Origin of the sequence: Microbulbifer variabilis (assembly GCF_023716485.1) — a bacterium.
Classification (GTDB): domain Bacteria; phylum Pseudomonadota; class Gammaproteobacteria; order Pseudomonadales; family Cellvibrionaceae; genus Microbulbifer; species Microbulbifer variabilis_B.
This window is the reverse complement of the sequence record NZ_CP092418.1, coordinates 3,521,947-3,539,827: the sequence shown is the minus strand read 5'-3', so window position 1 is coordinate 3,539,827 and position 17,881 is coordinate 3,521,947. Positions and strand designations below refer to the sequence as shown.

16 protein-coding genes are annotated in these 17,881 nt (G+C 49.1%); 10 read left to right on the top strand and 6 right to left on the bottom strand.

The annotated features are described in order from the left end of the window. Positions 1–4: 4 nt before the first annotated feature. Positions 5–679, top strand: coding sequence for a TIGR04283 family arsenosugar biosynthesis glycosyltransferase (locus MJO52_RS15705; protein ID WP_252082909.1), 675 nt, complete (start codon positions 5–7; stop codon positions 677–679). Then, on the top strand, positions 672–1,313 hold the full coding sequence (locus tag MJO52_RS15700) for a TIGR04282 family arsenosugar biosynthesis glycosyltransferase (RefSeq protein ID WP_252082907.1): 642 nt from the start codon (positions 672–674) through the stop codon (positions 1,311–1,313). The genes MJO52_RS15705 and MJO52_RS15700 overlap by 8 nt, the downstream gene beginning before the upstream one ends. A 93-nt stretch (positions 1,314–1,406) precedes the next feature. On the opposite strand, the gene MJO52_RS15695 is transcribed toward MJO52_RS15700, so the two are convergent. Beyond that, on the bottom strand, positions 1,407–1,799 hold the full coding sequence (locus MJO52_RS15695; protein WP_252082905.1) for a hypothetical protein: 393 nt from the start codon (positions 1,797–1,799) through the stop codon (positions 1,407–1,409). A gap of 18 nt (positions 1,800–1,817) precedes the next feature. Then, positions 1,818–3,293, bottom strand: a complete 1,476-nt coding sequence (mltF, locus tag MJO52_RS15690; RefSeq protein WP_252082903.1) for a membrane-bound lytic murein transglycosylase MltF — start codon at positions 3,291–3,293, stop codon at positions 1,818–1,820. Positions 3,294–3,706: 413 nt separating this feature from the next. On the opposite strand from mltF, the gene purL reads away from it, so the two are divergent. From purL to MJO52_RS15675, 3 genes are all read left to right on the top strand, one after another. Beyond that, on the top strand, positions 3,707–7,573 hold the full coding sequence (gene purL / locus MJO52_RS15685; RefSeq protein ID WP_252082901.1) for a phosphoribosylformylglycinamidine synthase: 3,867 nt from the start codon (positions 3,707–3,709) through the stop codon (positions 7,571–7,573). Between the two features lie 464 nt (positions 7,574–8,037). Then, positions 8,038–8,361, top strand: a complete 324-nt coding sequence (locus MJO52_RS15680) for a TfoX/Sxy family protein (protein ID WP_252082900.1) — start codon at positions 8,038–8,040, stop codon at positions 8,359–8,361. 300 nt (positions 8,362–8,661) lie between these two features. After that, positions 8,662–9,543 carry an aldo/keto reductase gene (locus tag MJO52_RS15675; protein WP_252082898.1) on the top strand — a complete coding sequence of 294 codons (882 nt, stop codon included), beginning with the start codon at positions 8,662–8,664 and terminating at the stop codon, positions 9,541–9,543. A gap of 80 nt (positions 9,544–9,623) precedes the next feature. Here the strand turns inward: MJO52_RS15675 and MJO52_RS15670 are convergent, their stop codons facing one another. The 3 genes from MJO52_RS15670 to MJO52_RS15660 all read right to left on the bottom strand — a co-directional run bounded on the left by MJO52_RS15670 (position 9,624) and on the right by MJO52_RS15660 (position 11,647). Continuing rightward, positions 9,624–10,142 carry a TrmH family RNA methyltransferase gene (locus MJO52_RS15670; protein WP_252082896.1) on the bottom strand — a complete coding sequence of 173 codons (519 nt, stop codon included), beginning with the start codon at positions 10,140–10,142 and terminating at the stop codon, positions 9,624–9,626. 24 nt (positions 10,143–10,166) lie between these two features. Then, positions 10,167–10,766: an SLATT domain-containing protein gene (locus MJO52_RS15665; protein ID WP_252082895.1), complete on the bottom strand. Its 600-nt coding sequence runs from the start codon at positions 10,764–10,766 to the stop codon at positions 10,167–10,169. A gap of 209 nt (positions 10,767–10,975) precedes the next feature. Continuing rightward, positions 10,976–11,647: an outer membrane beta-barrel protein gene (locus MJO52_RS15660; protein ID WP_252082893.1), complete on the bottom strand. Its 672-nt coding sequence runs from the start codon at positions 11,645–11,647 to the stop codon at positions 10,976–10,978. Between the two features lie 400 nt (positions 11,648–12,047). On the opposite strand from MJO52_RS15660, the gene MJO52_RS15655 reads away from it, so the two are divergent. The 3 genes from MJO52_RS15655 to MJO52_RS15645 all read left to right on the top strand — a co-directional run bounded on the left by MJO52_RS15655 (position 12,048) and on the right by MJO52_RS15645 (position 14,750). Then, positions 12,048–13,427, top strand: coding sequence for an SLC13 family permease (locus MJO52_RS15655; protein ID WP_252082891.1), 1,380 nt, complete (start codon positions 12,048–12,050; stop codon positions 13,425–13,427). Positions 13,428–13,567: 140 nt separating this feature from the next. Next, positions 13,568–13,843, top strand: a complete 276-nt coding sequence (locus MJO52_RS15650; protein WP_252082889.1) for a DUF1737 domain-containing protein — start codon at positions 13,568–13,570, stop codon at positions 13,841–13,843. A 238-nt stretch (positions 13,844–14,081) separates the two neighbouring features. Further along, a complete protein-coding gene (locus tag MJO52_RS15645) occupies positions 14,082–14,750 on the top strand; it encodes a DNA-3-methyladenine glycosylase I (RefSeq protein ID WP_252082888.1) in 669 nt (222 codons plus the stop codon). Positions 14,751–14,843: 93 nt separating this feature from the next. Here MJO52_RS15645 and MJO52_RS15640 read toward each other — a convergent pair whose 3' ends face one another. Next, positions 14,844–15,614, bottom strand: a complete 771-nt coding sequence (locus MJO52_RS15640) for an SIMPL domain-containing protein (protein WP_252082886.1) — start codon at positions 15,612–15,614, stop codon at positions 14,844–14,846. Positions 15,615–16,356: 742 nt separating this feature from the next. Between MJO52_RS15640 and MJO52_RS15635 the strand changes: the two genes are divergently transcribed. Both MJO52_RS15635 and MJO52_RS15630 read left to right on the top strand, forming a co-directional pair. Next, positions 16,357–16,614, top strand: a complete 258-nt coding sequence (locus tag MJO52_RS15635; protein WP_252082884.1) for a hypothetical protein — start codon at positions 16,357–16,359, stop codon at positions 16,612–16,614. A gap of 5 nt (positions 16,615–16,619) precedes the next feature. Continuing rightward, on the top strand, positions 16,620–16,940 hold the full coding sequence (locus MJO52_RS15630) for a hypothetical protein (protein ID WP_252082882.1): 321 nt from the start codon (positions 16,620–16,622) through the stop codon (positions 16,938–16,940). Positions 16,941–17,881: the final 941 nt, after the last annotated feature.

The following is a 17,881-nucleotide window of genomic DNA, read 5'->3' as shown; positions in this document are numbered from 1 at the left end:
GATAGTGCAATACAGTGTTATTGTGCCCCTGTTAAATGAGCGGGAGCAGTTACCCAAGCTTGTAGCGCAACTGAGGGAGCTGGTCGCATACAGCAGTTGTGAAATAATCCTGGTTGATGGTGGCAGTAGTGATGGTAGTGCAGAGATAGCCGCTGCAGCCGGGTTGCGGGTAATTCAATCCCAACGTGGACGCGCGCTTCAAATGAATGCGGGTGCTTCGGTTGCCTGTGGCAGTTGGTTGTTATTCCTACATGCAGATACTCGCCTACCGCAAGGTGCTCTGAGTGCCATTGCCTCTGCCTCGGTTAGGGGGGCACAATGGGGACGTTTTAATATTCGTATCAGTGGAGACAGCCTGTGGTTTCCCCTGATTTCTACCATGATTAATTGGCGCTCTCGTTTGAGTGGGATCGCCACAGGTGATCAGGCGATTTTTGTTCGCCGCTCTCTCTTCAATGAGGTGGGAGGTTATGCCCGGCAACCACTGATGGAAGATATTGAGTTGAGCCGGCAACTGTTAGAAATAGCGCGGCCCCATTGTCTGCGTCAGAGAGTCACTACCTCTGGGCGCCGCTGGCAAAAGTTCGGAATTTGGCGCACAGTCTTGTTAATGTGGCGTTTGCGTTTCGATTACTGGCGCGGCGTTCCGGCGGAGTGTCTGGCAAAACGCTATGAGTAACTCTTCTCTGCCCTCTCTGCGTTTGGTGGTAATGGCTAAGGCGCCCCTTCCCGGCTATGCAAAAACCCGTTTGATTCCAGCTCTTGGGGAGCAGGGTGCCGCCTCTTTGGCTGAGCGTTTGTTGCAGCAGACATTAATGGAAGCAGTAAAAGCCGACCTCGGCCCAGTAGAGTTGCATGTTACACCGGACTCCTTGCATCCCTTCTGGCAAACACTAGCCCTACCCAGGGGGGTAACTCTGCATAATCAGACGCAAGGCGACCTAGGTCAGCGTTTGTGGCAAGCGGCCAATACTTATCAGGTGGCGGGCCAGGGACTTTTATTACTGGGCACAGATTGCCCTGCATTAACGGCCGCGCGTCTGCGTAAGGCGGCCGTTGCGCTAAAGAATGCCGATGCAGTTATGTACCCGGCAAAAGATGGTGGTTACACCCTGTTGGGACTCAAGCGGGTGTGCTGGAGATTGTTTGAGGACATTTCCTGGAGCACGGAGGTGGTTGCCCAGCAAACCCTGGAGCGCCTACAGGAATGTGCAATGCTCTGCCGGTGTTTGGAAGTGCTACCAGATATTGATGAGCCAGAGGACTTGCAGTTTTTGCCTTGTGCCTGGGGAGTGTCTCAAGCGGAAAGCTAGCTGGTTTCTACTAGCCAGGTGGGGATTCAACAAATTATCCGTTGTACAGTGGGCCTTTTATAGAGGGCGGCCAGTGTAACTGCTACGAAGGAGTTAGCTAGGGTAGGGGGGCTCCAGAAAGATGATTTCCCGAATGACTTGCCAGCGCCCATCCTCATAAACTAGGTCGATGCCCAGCCTTAATTTTCTTTCCTGGCCAGCTAAGTTATTTTTTCGGGAAAATATTACCAGCGCAGAGTTGTTTTTCGCTGCCACATGGTGAATTTTTGTCCAGCTGTTCAGTGGCAATTCACCGGCATCGCGCTTGTGTTTGAATAAATCGATAAATGCGCTCTTATCGGCCAGGGTCAACTGGTCAGAATCATCGAGCATGTAGACCTGCATATTCCTGTGGTAGACGCTCTCCAACTCATCCACTCGGCAGTGGACTCCTGCCTGTACAAGATAATCGATAAACTTCTCGATCTCTTTAACAGTGTCTTCCATCTCTCTGGCGCCTGTAATTTATAGCGCGGGTGCGGCACTACCTTCCGTTTCCACTGCGCTGTTTTCTGCAAGAATCCCACCGTTTTCATCATTGGCCGCCAGGCGTTGTTCTTCGATACGGCTGGTCCAGCTCAGCAGAGCCTGGTAGTGGCGGATATTTTGCACATAGGTGACCGGCTCCCAGCCGCGTGCGTAGCCGTGCTTGGTAGATTTGTAATACTGGCGCTTGGCCAGTAGTGGTAGATGGTCGCGTACATCCGGCCACAGATCCGGGTTTCCGCCCATACGCTGGGTGAGTACGCGGGCGTCTTCCAGATGACCGTAGCCCACGTTGTAGGCGGCCAGAGCCATCCAGGTTCTGTCGGGCTCGCGGATGCGTTCCGGTAGCTTGTTGCGGATATGTACGATATAGCGAGCGCCGCCCTCAATACTCTCTTCCGGGTTGAGGCGGTTGACCCCCAGCTCTTTGGCGGTATTCAAAGTAAGCATCATCAGGCCACGAACCCCAGTGCGTGAGCGAGCGCGGGGATTCCAGTGGGATTCCTGGTAGCTGAGTGCAGCCAACAGATGCCAATCCAACTCGTATTGATCGGCCACTTTTTGCATAACTCCGCGCCATTTGGGCAGTCGCTCGCGGCTACGCCTGGCGAATGCCTGGGCACCACCGGGATTCAGTTCGCTGACGTGACCAAAAAATTCCTCGCGCAGCTGTGCGATCATGCCGTTAGTATTGGCACGCAACATAAACAGTCGCGCTCGCTGGTAGAGGCTGTCGTCGTCACTCTTGGGAAAAGCCCAGGAAACCGGTTGGAACTGGCTGAGATTAAAAGCCACTCCAGTTTTGGGGTAGAGCCCGCGGTGCACAGCGTAGGCGTTGGAATCCACCACCGCATAGCTGTATTGGCCCTGGTGTACCATCTCTACCAGCTCCATAGCGTCGACATCAGAAACTTCTTCCCAGCGCAAATTGGGGTAACGCTGTGAGAGTTTTTGTAATTCTTCGGCATGGGCGCTGCCAGCGATAACCGCAATGGTCTTACCTTCAAGGTCACTGGTTCTGCGCGGACGTTTTTCTCCGAGGCGGTAGATAATCTGTTGGCGAACTTCGAAATAAGAAGGGGAGAAACGCACTTGTTCACGGCGCTCCGGGGTCACTGTCAGCCCGGCGGCGGCAAAATGAGCACCCTCTTCGGGATCGCGCAGGCGAGCGAACATATCATCCAGGCTGTGCACATCGCGAATTACCAGCTTGACTCCCAGCTCTTCGGCAAAAGCGTGCAGCATGCCGTACTCAAAACCGGTGGGATTGCCAGAGGCGTCTTCGTAATAGGTGGTAGGGCCGTTTTGCGAGAGGACAACAAGTTCACCGGAAGCTTTAATTCGCTCCAGGGTATTCGGTGCTTTACTGGCAACTAATAGGGAGGCACAGCAGGACAGCGCGATACCTTTGCACACGCGGCGGACATAGCGCAGCGCTCGGCTTCTCATCATCATAGGCTGTCCCCTCTAGCTCGTCCGTTGGTTTTATCGCTGTTATGCCTAAGGCCTGCTGCGGGTATTTCCGCCAGGGCTTTCCTCGCCAATGCTGGCACAGTCTGCCAATTTTACATTATTTGACGACAATCTGCCCAATTTGGCTTTAGGACACTGTGACATGGGCGCTTGAAATGCCATTAAGACTTTTGTAGGGAGTTTTAACCCCCTAGTAAAATCGGTGAATTTACAACTGGTTTTGTTCGCCTTTTGATCACATTGATTGCTATTTAGTTCATGTGTACTCAAGTGACGGGCGGGTGTGTTGGAGTTGCGGCGCTTCGGGTACAATTGCGCCTCTCAAATTTCCGGGGCCTTGTGCGATTCTTCTTTCGCGCAATCTTTCTCATTTAGACAAGAGGCTATCTCCCGCAATGTTAGTTCTGCGTGGTGCTCCCGCACTGTCGAAATTCCGCCATAAAAAACTACTCAACCAACTGCGCGCGCTGCTACCGACCATCGACGATCTTTACGCCGAGTTCGTACACTTCGCCGATAGCGACGCACTGGATAACAAGGAGATGGCGCTGCTTGAGCGGCTACTCCAGTACGGCCCCAGCGAAGAGAAGCACCAGCCGAAAGGCGAGCTGATCCTAGTGGTGCCGCGCCCGGGCACTATTTCTCCCTGGTCTTCCAAGGCCACTGATATTGCCCACAATGCTGGTCTCACCCAAATTCATCGGCTTGAGCGTGGTGTTGCTTACTATCTGAGTGGGGTTGAGCTTAGCGAGGCCGAGCGCCAGGCGCTGGCCTCACAACTACACGATCGTATGGTCGAGGTGGTCTTTACCGAGCTCGAGCAGGCTGAGCAGCTGTTTGTTGAAGAAGAGCCCCGCCCGCTGCGTGGTGTGGATATTCTCGAAGGTGGTCGCGAGGCATTGGAAGTTGCCAATGTGACACTGGGACTGGCCCTGGCCGAAGACGAAATTGATTACCTGCTCACCAGCTTCCAGGAATTGGATCGCAACCCCACCGATGTGGAGCTGATGATGTTCGCCCAGGCGAACTCCGAGCACTGCCGCCATAAAATCTTTAATGCCTCTTGGACAATCGACGGCGAAGAAATGCCGCATTCTCTATTTGGCATGATTAAGAATACCTACCAAAAAGGCGGCGACAACGTGTTGTCTGCCTATGCGGATAATGCCGCAGTTGTGGTGGGTAACGTGGCCGGACGTTTCTACCCAGACCCGGAAAGCAAGGAATACGGTTTCAGTCATGAAGCCATTCATCTGCTGATGAAGGTGGAGACGCACAATCACCCCACCGCAATTGCTCCTTTCCCCGGCGCTGGTACCGGTGCCGGTGGTGAAATTCGCGATGAGGGCGCGGTGGGCCGCGGCTCCAAGCCGAAAGTGGGCCTGACCGGCTTTACCGTTTCCAACTTGCAGATCCCCGGTTGGGAACAGCCCTGGGAGTCCAATTACGGCAAGCCCGAGCGTATCGTTACCGCTCTGGACATTATGATCGAAGGCCCCATCGGTGGCGCAGCATTCAATAACGAATTTGGCCGTCCGAATATCTGCGGTTACTTCCGTACCTTTGAAGAGAATTTCGATGGCGAGCGTCGCGGCTATCACAAGCCGATCATGTTGGCTGGTGGTTACGGCAATATCCGCGAAGAGCATGTAGAAAAGCCTGAATTTTCCCCCGGCGCCAAGCTGGTAGTCCTGGGTGGCCCGGCCATGTTGATTGGCCTCGGTGGTGGTGCAGCCTCCAGTATGGCCAGCGGCTCCAGCTCTGAAGACCTGGATTTCGCTTCAGTACAACGCCAAAACCCGGAAATCGAGCGTCGCTGCCAAGAGGTGATCGACCAGTGCTGGCAGCTGGGTGAGAACAACCCGATTGCCTTTATCCACGATGTGGGTGCAGGTGGTTTGTCCAATGCTTTCCCCGAGTTGGTGAAAGATGGCGGTACCGGCGGTAATTTCGAACTGCGCAATGTGCCCTGTGATGAGCCGGGTATGAGCCCGCTGGAAATCTGGTGTAACGAATCCCAGGAGCGCTATGTACTGGCGGTTATGCCGGAAGACCTGAAGCGTTTCGAGCAAATCTGTGAGCGTGAGCGTACGCCTTACGCTGTTGTTGGTGAGGCTATCGAAGACAAGCACCTGTTGCTGAATGACAAGAAGTTCGATTCCAAGCCTGTGGATCTGCCGATGTCGGTACTGTTCGGTAAGCCGCCGCGCATGCACCGCGAAGCAGAGACTCGCCAGGTTGAATCCAAGGCTTTCTCCACCGCGGATATCGACCTGAACGAAGCGGCTGAGCGCGTGCTGCGCCTGCCTACGGTGGCCAGCAAGAGCTTCCTGATTACCATTGGTGACCGCACTGTAACCGGCCAGGTATCCCGCGATCAGATGGTCGGTCCCTGGCAGGTGCCGGTGGCCGATTGTGCGGTGACTACTGTTGCCTATGACAGCTACGCCGGTGAAGCCATGTCTATGGGTGAGCGCACCCCGGTGGCACTGTTGGATGCGCCGGCCTCAGGCCGCCTGGCTGTGGGTGAGGCAATTACCAATATCGCCTGTACCCCAGTGAAGCAACTGTCCGATATCAAACTCTCCGCCAACTGGATGTGCGCTGCGGGCCACCCGGGTGAAGAGGAAAAACTCTATCGCACCGTAGAAGCGGTGGGTATGGAGCTGTGTCCCGAGCTGGGTATTACCATCCCGGTGGGCAAGGACTCTATGTCTATGCGCACTGCCTGGGAGGAAGAGGGCGAGCAGAAGGCAGTCACCGCACCGCTGTCTCTGGTAATTTCTGCCTTTACCCCGGTTACCGATGTACGTAAAACAGTGACCCCGCAGCTGCGCACCAATAAAGGTGAGAGTGAGCTGCTGTTGGTTGATCTGGGTGCTGGCAAAAATCGTCTGGGTGCTTCCTGCCTGGCACAGGTCTACAACGAGTTGGGCGACAAGCCTGCAGACCTGGATGATGCCAAGAAGCTGAAAAGTTTCTTCGAAGTAGTGCAGCAGGCTCTGAACGAAGACCTGATCATGGCCTACCACGACCGCGCCGACGGCGGTCTATTCACAACCCTGGCGGAAATGGGCTTTGCCGGCCGCGTGGGTATGGATGTGGAAATCTATGAATTGGGTGAAGACCCGATTGCCGCGCTGTTCAGTGAAGAGTTGGGTGCAGTATTACAGGTTCCCGCTTGTGAAGCGGATATGCTGGTACAGCGCTTTGCCGCTGTGGGTGTACCTACCCACAAGATCGGTTACCTGAACAATAACGAACACCTGTGCATCACCAATAACGGTGTTGAAATCTTTAAACGCTCCCGTGCTGAATTGCAGCAGATCTGGTCGGAAACCAGCTTCCGCATCCAATCCCTGCGCGATAACGCCGAGTGTGCCGAGCAGGAATTTGCTGCAATCGCCCAGGAAGATCCGGGCCTGACAGTAAATCTTACTTTCGATATCAACGACGATATCAGCGCACCTTATATCGCTAAAGGTGTTCGCCCGAAAGTTGCGGTACTGCGAGAACAGGGTGTGAACAGTCAGGTGGAAATGGCGCACTCCTTCCACCGCGCGGGCTTTAACGCTGTCGACGTACATATGAGTGACATCCTGACTGGCCGTGTCGCTTTGGACGAGTTCAAAGGTTTGGTGGGCTGTGGCGGCTTCTCTTACGGTGACGTTCTGGGTGCCGGTGAGGGGTGGGCTAAAACCATCCTGTTTAACGATCGTGCCCGCGATCAGTTTGAGGGCTTCTTCAATCGCAACGATACCTTCGGCTTGGGGGTGTGTAACGGTTGCCAGATGTTCTCAGTGATCAAAGAGCTGATTCCAGGTGCGGATCACTGGCCGCGCTTTGTGCGCAACCTCTCTGAGCAGTATGAAGCGCGCTTCGCATTGGTAGGCATTGAAGACTCACCTTCCGTGTTGTTTAAAGGTATGGCGGGTACTTACATGCCGGTTGCCGTTGCTCACGGTGAGGGGCGCGTGGAGTTTGCCGATCAGCAGGCGCTGGAGAAGTGTGAAGCTTCTGGCACTATCGCGATGCGCTACCTGAATAACAAAGGGGAAATCAGCCAAACTTATCCGGCCAACCCCAACGGCTCGGTCAATGGTATTACCTCCCTAAGTTCTGAAGATGGCCGCGTGACTATTATGATGCCGCACCCCGAGCGTGTTGCCCGAGCTGTCAGCAACAGCTGGCATCCAGATGAGTGGAAAGAAGATTCCGGCTGGATGCGCTTGTTCCGCAATGCGCGGGTATTTGTCGACTAAGCCGATTCTCTTCTGCACCCCACAATTCTGTCGGGGTGCAAATTATTTTCTAGGCAGGCAAATGGATTTTTGTGGCATAAGGATATGCCGCCTGTATCAGCTGTTAAATCGCCCTTCAAAATCGATAGTGATTTTTCGAATTCAGTGTCGAGTGTATTTTTACTATTAATTGATTTTTTATGGTTTTGTCAGTGTTTGCATCTGGCACGATTTACTTTTTGGGGCGCTTTGGATATTTCCTGCTACACTTAAAGGATTATTCGAAATAACTTTTCTCGCTATGGTGCAGTTATCTGTATCGATTCACAATTTTTTAATTGGCTTCTATGCAGAAATTCGGCATGGGGCGCTACTCATAAATTCCCTTCGACTGATCTTTCGCTTGTCGCGTTTTTATTGGCGCAGATCCCAGCAGTACCAAAAATTCTTTTTCCTACCTAGCAACAGTGACTAAGGAGATTGTCATGGCGTACAACGAAACACTAGCAGAAAAAGTGCGCAATTTATTACAGGGAAGTCAGGGGCTCTCTGAAAAGCAGATGTTTGGTGGCCTCGCATTTATGTTAAATGGCAATATGGCTTGTGGTGTGGTTGGTGAAGAGTTGATGGTGCGGGTGGGGCCGGATAATTATCAGGATGCTTTGGCTGAGCGTTATACTCGCCCTATGGATTATACCGGTCGCCCCCTAAAGGGTATGGTCTATGTGGAGGAAGATGCAGTGGAGCAGGACCTCGATGAGTGGGTAAATCGGGGGGTGGAATTCGCGGGGTCTCTACCGCCTAAATAACATAAAGCAAAGAATAGAGATGCAATGGTAGTCAAGATTTCCTGGCTTTTGCACTTGGATTTTTATATCGACTCGCAAAAAAGAGTGCACTATTCTCGAAATATTTCGACAAATGACATTGGGATCGTTTATGCAATCGAGAGTGGTGTATTTCTTTTTTTCTTTTTAATTAAATGTCTATTTATTTGAAAACTTCGTCGCGAACAACTTGTATCACCTATATTCAGCGCCGGACGTTATTAGAACAAGGGTGGCTGTTTGTTGTGGGTAGAGACTGCAGCATTTGGCAAGGGATCGAGTATGTATTTCATCGAATTAAATAATGGCGTGGAGATTCCCCAAATTGGAATGGGGATGGCTGCGATAGGTAGTTGGCAGCAAGATGACGGTTTTGTCACCGAGGTAATCCTAAAGGCCATGGCAATTGGCTATAGGCATTTCGATACGGCATCTTTATATGGCAATGAACGCGCCTTGGGCCGAGCTATCAAGGAGTCGGGTATCCCCAGGAGTGAACTGTTTATTACCAGTAAGGTCTGGGATACCGAGCAGGGAGGAAAGAAGACTCACGATGCTTTTGCACGAAGCTTGGAGCGTTTGAAACTGGAGTACCTGGATCTTTATTTAATCCAGTGGCCCGTTCCCGCTTATACAAGGGAAACCTGGGAGGCGATGGAGGGGCTATACCAACAGAAAAAAGTTCGAGCTTTAGGGGTATCAAATTTCCGCAAATCAGATATTGAGCAAATAGCATCTTTTGCCGAAGTTCGCCCGGTTATTAACCAAATAGAGTTGCATCCATATTTCACCCAGCAACCACTAGTTGACTATTGTCAATTTCATAAAATTGCAATTAGTTGTTGGTCCCCACTGGGTACCGGGGGCTGGGCAGAGGTGCCTTTGGCTGAGAAGCCGATAATGGACCCGGTGATCGCTGAAATTGCTGAAAAGCATTCAGCTACGCCGGCACAAGTCATCTTAAAGTGGAATATTCAGCAGCATCGTATTGTTATACCTAAATCGGAATCTTTAGAGCATATAGGAACTAACTTCTTACTAAGCGATTTTAATCTGAGTAACTCCGATATCCAGTCGATTAACAACTTGAATTGTAACAAGCGGCTTGGCGGTGATCCGGATTATGTACACAAGAAAAATATAACTTTAAAAGTACCGGATTGAGGGCAGAACTTAAATAACGGAAGGAGATAAATTATTTATCCTGCCGTTGTGTCTATAACTCTGTAAAGAAGTTTGTTGTTTTAAGCGGACTGCGAGGAAGTCATCTTTCTTAATAGCTCATAACTTGCGATAGCACAGGCCGAAGTGACATTCATTGAGGAATTAACCCCATGCATAGGGATGTGCACCGTTGCATCGGCTATTTCCAGTATTTCGGAGGCAATTCCATCTTTTTCAGCCCCCAAAACCAAGCAGACCTTATCTCCCTCAACGACAGGGGCTTGACCCAGTTCAACGCTTCTGGATGTGATCTCTAAACAGATTATCCGGTATCCCTCTTCCCGTAGTGCTAAGGCGGCTTTTAGGGCATCTTCCTCGTGTTGATAGGGAATGTGCTGCTCAGTTGAGCGGGATACCTTACGGATCTTGGAGTTTGGTGGTAGCAGACTATCTCCAGCCAGGTAAATTTTCTCTACGCCCAGGGCATCGGCAATGCGAAAGAGTCCACCGATATTGCTGGGTGTGCGAATATCAGTGGCCAAATAGCAAAGGGGAAAATTGTGTTTGCTGGGTGAATGATCGCTGTGCTCTTTCTGCATAGTTACCGCTGCTGAAAATGACTATTAACTGTTGAGAGGTTCTTGGGAACTCTCTACCTGTGAGCCTATTTTAGCTTCTTCGAAAGAAGTATTCCTCATGCGCTCCACTAAAGAAGGCTCCTTGCTGGCCTTTTGGCTTTGTATCTGCATCGCTTGGCGATAAACCTTGTCGGAGACAATAAATTCTTCGGCTCGTTGATTAATTTCACTGTAGCGGGTATTGAGTTCGGAAATTTTATTGGAGAGGTGCTCCAGGTCGAGAATGCGATCAAAGTAGAGGGCAATTAACCGTTCACATTCTCTGGCAATGGCTAGGTATTCATTACCCACCTGGCGGTGTCCCTCATAGTTTTTCTTGAAGTTGAAGAAAGTCTGTACTCCCCCCAGTAAAGCAGCCAGCAAGGCTAAAGCGGCGCCACTCCACTTGGTCCAGTCAGGAAGTTCCGCATTGATTAGGGAAAAGAATAGAGAGCCGAGGAATAAGTTGACCACCACTATGGGGACTCCGCAGAGCACATGCAGATTGCGCCCCTTCATAGAGGCGCGGAAGTGGCTGTGCTTACACAGATGGGCATTCCAGCGCAGTTTGTCCAGTACTGCCACGGTATTCGGTATCGTGCTCATGAATCCCTTCTGCCCCTTTAGTGTTATTTTTGGAGGGCGATAGTTTGCCGGATAAAAATGAGATGTACAGGGTGGAGCAGGGAAGATTGGGATTGAGGTGTTTAATTTACACACTGAGGGTTTAGTGGGCCTTGTGCTGGCGGTTAGTGAGCACCCGCCTTACAAGGCCTCAATTTGAGGGCTTCAAATAGGAGCTGGCAGTGAATTGCCTAGAAGCTATACGTTACGCCGACAGAAGACAGGTTGGCCTTCTCTTTTTTAATCTCGTAGATGGTGTGTTCCAGGTTGATGCCCCAGTCACCGTTCTTCCACTTAACTTCAGCACCGTAGTATGGGTTGCTGCCGCTGTCCTTCTCATTACTCCAGCTATAAGACCTATCGTAGGACTCTGCATACAAGAGCTCGCGATCTAGGCTGTATACGCTGAGGTTGCCGGAGTCTTCAGTCTGGCCGCTGTTATTTTCATTCCACTGGTGTACACCAAAGCGAACTCCGGCATTTAAGTTTTGTTGAATTTGCGTCGAAAGGGTTAATCCTAAGCTATAAGAATTGTATTTGGATTCCTGCTGACTTCTGAAATCGTAGTTTTCTATTAATATTTTATCTTCATTGTGCCACTCGAGGCCGTGAGCGCTCTGTTCATAGTCTCTGTGGATATTGCCGAGATTCGCTATACCGCCTTCGAAGGCAATATAGTTATTTACCTGATAGCCAACAGTCAATGCGTAGCCGGTTGAGTGGAGGTCCTCTCTTATCGCAGTGGAGTCTTCGCTATCAAATTGCATATTACCCAATGAGGCTTTTAGATAAAAAGGTTTCTCCTCTGCGTAAACGCCGCTACTTACTAATGCGATTAGGGCGGTGAGAGCGATATGATTCAAGGGGTACCTCAATTCAGTCAGTCGACAGGCGCTTGGGTGTTAGCAAGCGGCAAAGATCGTAAAGTCATGATTGGCGCGCATTGTACATCTGTACAAATTAAGCGTTAAGCAGAAAGGGTCATTCATTACTGGATTGAAGCGGAAATTCTCATTGCTATGACACTGGGCTTGTCTTTTGGTGACGGCGGTTGAGCCCTTCCTTCATGACTACTAGGTCTGCTTATTTAAATATGCCCCCTTCCCTGAGTATTTTCTTCAGGTCAAGGCTGCGAAAGCCGCTCGATTTCTTGTATTTTGTGCAGCTCCAGATGAGAGGGGTAGCACTGCTCACCAAATTCACCTGGGGAATAAATCAATAAGAAAGTTAACCCTTCTGGCTAGGGGGGAATTGGGAGCTGGTATGTCGATTGCGCGGCAACAATTTATCGTCTTGGGGCCGTTACTGGCTGTAGCGTTTTACATTTTTTTGACTCTACTGGGGATGCAGTATCTTCCCGCAGTGACGGCAGCGATCACCCTGCTTACAGTGACTTGGTGGGTAACAGAGGCGCTTCCTATTCCCGCCACTTCTCTGGTGCCATTTGTGCTTTTACCCCTATTTGGGGTGACGGATCATAAGACTGTTGCGGCATCCCTCGGTAGCCATGTAATTCTGCTTTTGATGGGCGCTTTTATTCTGTCGAAAGCCCTTGAAAAGAGTGGTGCCCACGAACGGTTGGCTCTATATATGTTGCGTATCTTTGGGGTATCTAGCGGTAGGCGCTTGGTGCTCGGTTTTATGCTGGCCGCTGGTTTCCTCAGCATGTGGATTTCCAATACCGCCACAACCCTGATGATGTTACCCATTGCCCTGGCAATTCTCTCTCGTATTGATAATCAGCGCCTCACTGTTGCCCTGGTTCTGGGGATTGCCTATGGAGCAAGCCTTGGAGGCGTGGGGACGCCTCTGGGGACACCGCCCAATGTCATTTTCATGGGAATATATGAAGAGGTCACCGGTCGGGAGTTTAGCTTTCTTGGCTGGATGAAGATCGGGGTACCGGTTGCCCTAGTAACTTTACCGATAATGGCCCTCTGGCTTACCCGCAATGTTCACTTGAAGAATAAAATTGAGCCGCCCCAAGTCGGTGAGTGGCGGGCTGAGGAGAAACGCACTCTGCTAGTGTTCGCCATCGCTATTTTCTTCTGGGTAACCCGCAATGCACCGTTTGGTGGCTGGAGCGATTGGCTGGGGATAGGAGCGGCGGGAGACAGTACCGTAGCTCTCGCTGCAGTGGTGGCAATGTTCCTGGTACCCAATGGCAAAGGGGGGCGCTTGCTGGACTGGCAGACAGCGGAAACCATTCCCTGGGGCATGTTGTTATTGTTTGCAGGTGGTATAGCCCTGGCCAAAGGATTTTCAACATCTGGCTTGAGCGACATGCTCGGTAATGGATTGTCCTTTCTTACTGCCATGCCACTATGGCTGATGTTGGTGATTCTATGTTTGGGAGTTACCTTTCTTACAGAGATCACCAGTAATACAGCCACTGCGACTCTACTCATGCCCATTCTCGCTGTGGCGGCGACCTCTGCGGGCTTTGAACCTATGGTATTGATGATCCCCGCTGCCATGAGCGCGAGCTGTGCCTTCATGTTGCCTGTTGCCACGGCCCCGAATGCCATTGCTTACGGGACTGGTAAAGTGCGTATACAGGATATGGTTCGCGAGGGGGCGGTACTCAGTGTGACCGCATCGTTGATTATTGTTGGGATGAGTTGGTTGATTTTACCGGGTTGAGTTCACAGGTTTCTCTAGGGCTGGTATTAGAGTGGGTGGTAAGTGTTTTAAACTCCGCCCCTTTGAGCCTAATAAGGTTATGTACCGGTTACAGAGTGTGAATGGCGTAATCAGAAAAACATGCGGTACAGGAGGTAGATGTGAAGAAAGCTGAGTATAAAATTGCCGTCGGGAAGTCTGGTTTTTCCAGTTTGGAAGAGGAAGTTACCCAGCTGCTGAATGAGGGCTGGAAGCCGATTGGTGGCTTGGCGTTTAATGCGGGCTACCCCTACCAAGCGATGGCGCGAGTGGTGAATGTTACCAAGCCTTCTGGCCATTCACAAAGCCAGGCCCAAGCGTCATCTGAAGCTGAACCTACCAGAAGGCAATCCTATGGTGCTCAGGATGCGATGCGTATGATTGATGAGCTCACCTGAGATTATTGATTCGTAGATTGTTATGCGCTGATGCATGGAGGCAACTTTACATCCCTGCGGTGATCAAGCCAATTGTAAGAGCTCCCTTACTGATTAACGGCCTTCTAAAGAAGATGGGAGAAGAGGCTATGATAGGCTGACTCCTAGCCTGGACACACTGTGGTCCTGTCAAATGTGCTCACCGCTAACTTCATCACTCGTACGACATGCTTTAGCTATTAAAGGATATTAAGCATAAATGCGAAATTTTCTCGATATTGAAGCCCCCGTCATTGACCGTTTCGGCGGAAAGAAAGGCCTTACGGCCAGACTCACAAAGCCTAAACCCGCTAAAGAAATCTCAGCAATACCCAACAGCCAATGGTTGTCTGCGGCTTCTCGGGCTGTATTTCAGGCGGGGTTTAGTTGGAAAGTCGTGGAGAAAAAATGGCCGGGGATAGAGCATATTTTTTATGGCTTTGATTTGTCCTTTTGCCGATATCTCTCTGAGGAAGCGCTGGATGACTTAATGCGCCAGGAGGGCATGATAAAGCATTGGACCAAAACCCGCTCAATCTCCCGGAATGCAGACTTCTTCTGGCATTTATCCAATGAGAATGGGAGTCTGGGGGAGTATTTTGCTAGCTGGAATACGAAAAACTATGTAGAGAATCTCCAGAGTTTACGCAAAGGTGGAGACCGACTGGGAGGCAAAACCGCCCAGGTTTTTTTGCGTCGTATGGGGGTGGATACATTGGTCTTTGCCAGCGACACTATTCGTGCTCTGGTGAGAGAGGGGGTAGTAGATAAATCTCCCTCTTCAAAAAAAGACTGGGCCGCACTACAAGCAGCTATTGAAACTTGGCAGGCGCAGTCGAACCGCAGCTTAAATGAGATCAGCCAGATATTATCCTTATCTGTTGGGTAGTTGGTTAAGCCTGGTAGATGGAGCCCACTGCTTAAGCAGTTTAAAGAGTGGGCTCAGATCATCAGAATTGTAATAACACTAGAACTGGTTTAACTATGGCTGAGGACGAACACGAAAGTCTACAGAGAGCTCCGCCTCATAAATAACCTCATCAAATGATTTATCCTGGCCAGAATCAAAAAAATTGCTCTCAAAGTTACTGCTGGAGTCACGGGAAGCGGTAACAACAACCTCTTCTATAGCCATGGCGCCTTCAGTGGCTCGGTAGTGTATGTTATCACCGCGAATGCCTATCGGTGTCAGCTGGACACCAAGCGCCTTTTCATAATCTGCTTTCTGTTCCAGAATATCTTGCAGAGCCTTGGATTTAACTTTTTTGTTAAAAAAATGCTTTTCTGAATGCTCAAATGTGGTGTTTGCTATTTCAACTTCTCTATTTTGATCTGTGAGCTGCGCAATACTGTGGAGTTGGCTTTCCTCGTTGATTGAAATAGTTACGCGGTTAACAACCTTATAGCTTTTGGGCTTCTTTCCCATCCAGCCATATTGGGGTGAGGAGGAAAATTTTGAGCTTTTAATATTTGCTCCCTTGATCCCGGCCTCTGTCAGGCTCTGATGCAATTTGGAACGGAGCCTGTGATTGGCGTCAATTGCATTTGATAGTAGCTCCTCTTCCGTTGTGACAATCAAACTGACAATGGCCTTATCGGAGTAGGCGGTTTCTTCCGCGCTGCCACGGATGGTAACAATACTCTCCGCCGGGTGGAGGAGTCCACGTAGGTCCTGGGGTGTACCTCTAATTTCTGGAGCTGCCAGGCAAGCACTAGATAAGAGCAAGCTGATAATTAGTAGTGGTAGTTTCATTTCACTATATCCTTGTTAGGTTTTTACAGGTGTACTACTTATGTGGTGGAATATCGATTTATTTCATGGGTGTATATTGTTGCCAGGCCCTAATAGCTTGAAGAATGATTATTTTTGTTAAAAGCTGTATAACCTAGCAGCTTTCTATCTCAATCAAAGTATATAGATTGCTTACTGAACATTAATAAAAAATACCTTGATTATTTGTTTGCCTTCACTTTTATTGAATTGTATCTATGATTTTTTAATAAGTTATCTTTTGGTGACTGCTCGCATCAATGTTCAATACTTTGCATTGTATTTTTGCTCTCATGTTGCTTTATCAAGACCTTTTGTCTTTTGCGGCTTGATCTATGTCACGGTTTTTGTGGTGAGTGTATCACGGAAAGTCGATTGCATAGCTAATAAGGTCGCGTTGGCTTACATGTATTTCAAACCAAATAATAACTATATTTGTAGCGACTTACGGGGTGAAGAAAAAACATGGGAATTCATTTTTTAAAAAATTTATTGGTCCTGGCTCTCACTATTCTGCGGGCTTAACAATCATTAATAGAAATGATTGGTCTTTGAAAATGATTGGTCTTTGAAAATGAGTGGTTCAGATAACTGGGGCTGGGGCAATGGTCATGTGGTCAGCTGGGTACAATTGCGATAAAAATGGAGTGATTCATTCGAAGGCTATTTTAATCATTTTGTACCTTCTACTTCAGCGATGTTATCCAATGGAGGAGGCCACACGGTGGTACCTCTAGATGCGGAGACCAACCTATCAATTATTGTTTCTCCTAAATACATAGAATATTCAGATATGGAGCGCTACCTTCGTGATGAGGTTGGTGCTGATCTTAATGATGTAAATGCTTTTGATGAGGGATGTAGTTCAAATTGGGAGGTTAATTGTTTTCACTCTTATATAGCCCATAAGAGTGAATGTGATAATGATGATTGTCCCATTATAGAGCGCCAGGCTCTTTATTCCGGTAACGGACTGGATTAACTCGTATGGGAATTGCCAAGGTTAATGGTAGTGGCAGCATTGATGGTGAGGGCTTTAAATGGTTGGTTGAGGATAATAATTGCCAAATTAGTGATCCTCAGTTGATTGGCTTAAGAAATGGTCGTTATTTACTTGGTTATGCTAAATTTCAATGTATTTCGGATAATCTGAAATTTGATCGAATTAATAGCCCTAACTCTCTGCGGTTATTAGTCCCAAAAGCATATTATGTTTTGGAGATCGATTCGGATTTGAATATTCTTGAGGGCTCAGTTCAACTTCCTGCCATGGTTGGGGACCGATGTATTCAGGTGATGGTAAGGTAGCTTGGAGCTACATCAAGAACCCGAAAATTGAAAGTTATGGTGATGGCCAGCAGAATGTGTGGCAGGCGATAATTAATCATTCCAAGAGTACCAATTAAGCCCCTCCGTCAAAAAGAATAGTAAGTTTGTGCTCAGTATTGTTGCTGGGCCATTTTCTATAAATGGTGGAATAAGTTTCATGTTTCTGTTTGAACTCTGCAAAATTTATTTTTTTGTTTAATAGGTAAGCAAAGTTTCAAGGTATATTTTCTAAATTAGACCGGCCTTCCTTTGCCAAAGCGGTGCTTGCTGAATATCTAATGTGTTAACCTGTGAAGCTAAAATCCTTTCCTTTCTGGAGCTGTTCGTATCATTAAGTTAAAGCGGCAGGCGGGTAGTACCTCCTGGAACAAAATAGACTCCAGCTATGGAATCGAATACTTCGATTTTGCACAGATATCAGCGATGTAATTCATCTCATATTTTGGGTTTATATCCATATAGAGCGTTTGCCTAACACCCCATACCTTTACCCCGTCTTGAATATCTTCCTCAGGGGAATGCATAGTTGCCCTAATCTCTATATTGTTTTTTTGAGAACTCTAAGGTTGTGAATGACTTGATGATACCTCGTAATCTTTACTAAATGGGCCTGGTGGAGGGTGAGCCTCAATAGGCTTGGCAAGTTTTTTTCTTGATAGAAGGAGGGGGGTTAATAGAGGAGGATAGTAACTTCAATATTCTTTGCATTGGGCTCATGGATCAGTACGGATCAAGGCAGTTTTGATTTGAGTTAATTCGATTAGCAGCTGGTAGTCAAATATGTGACTGATTGGTCCGCAAGCCTGTCGCCCCCGGTTCTCGTTTGGCGCCCTAAGTCCTATATCCGTTGAGCATCCCCGGATAACTTTCCCTGTCCAAAAATGACTCCGGCCAATAAAAATAATTTTTTGGGAAGTGTG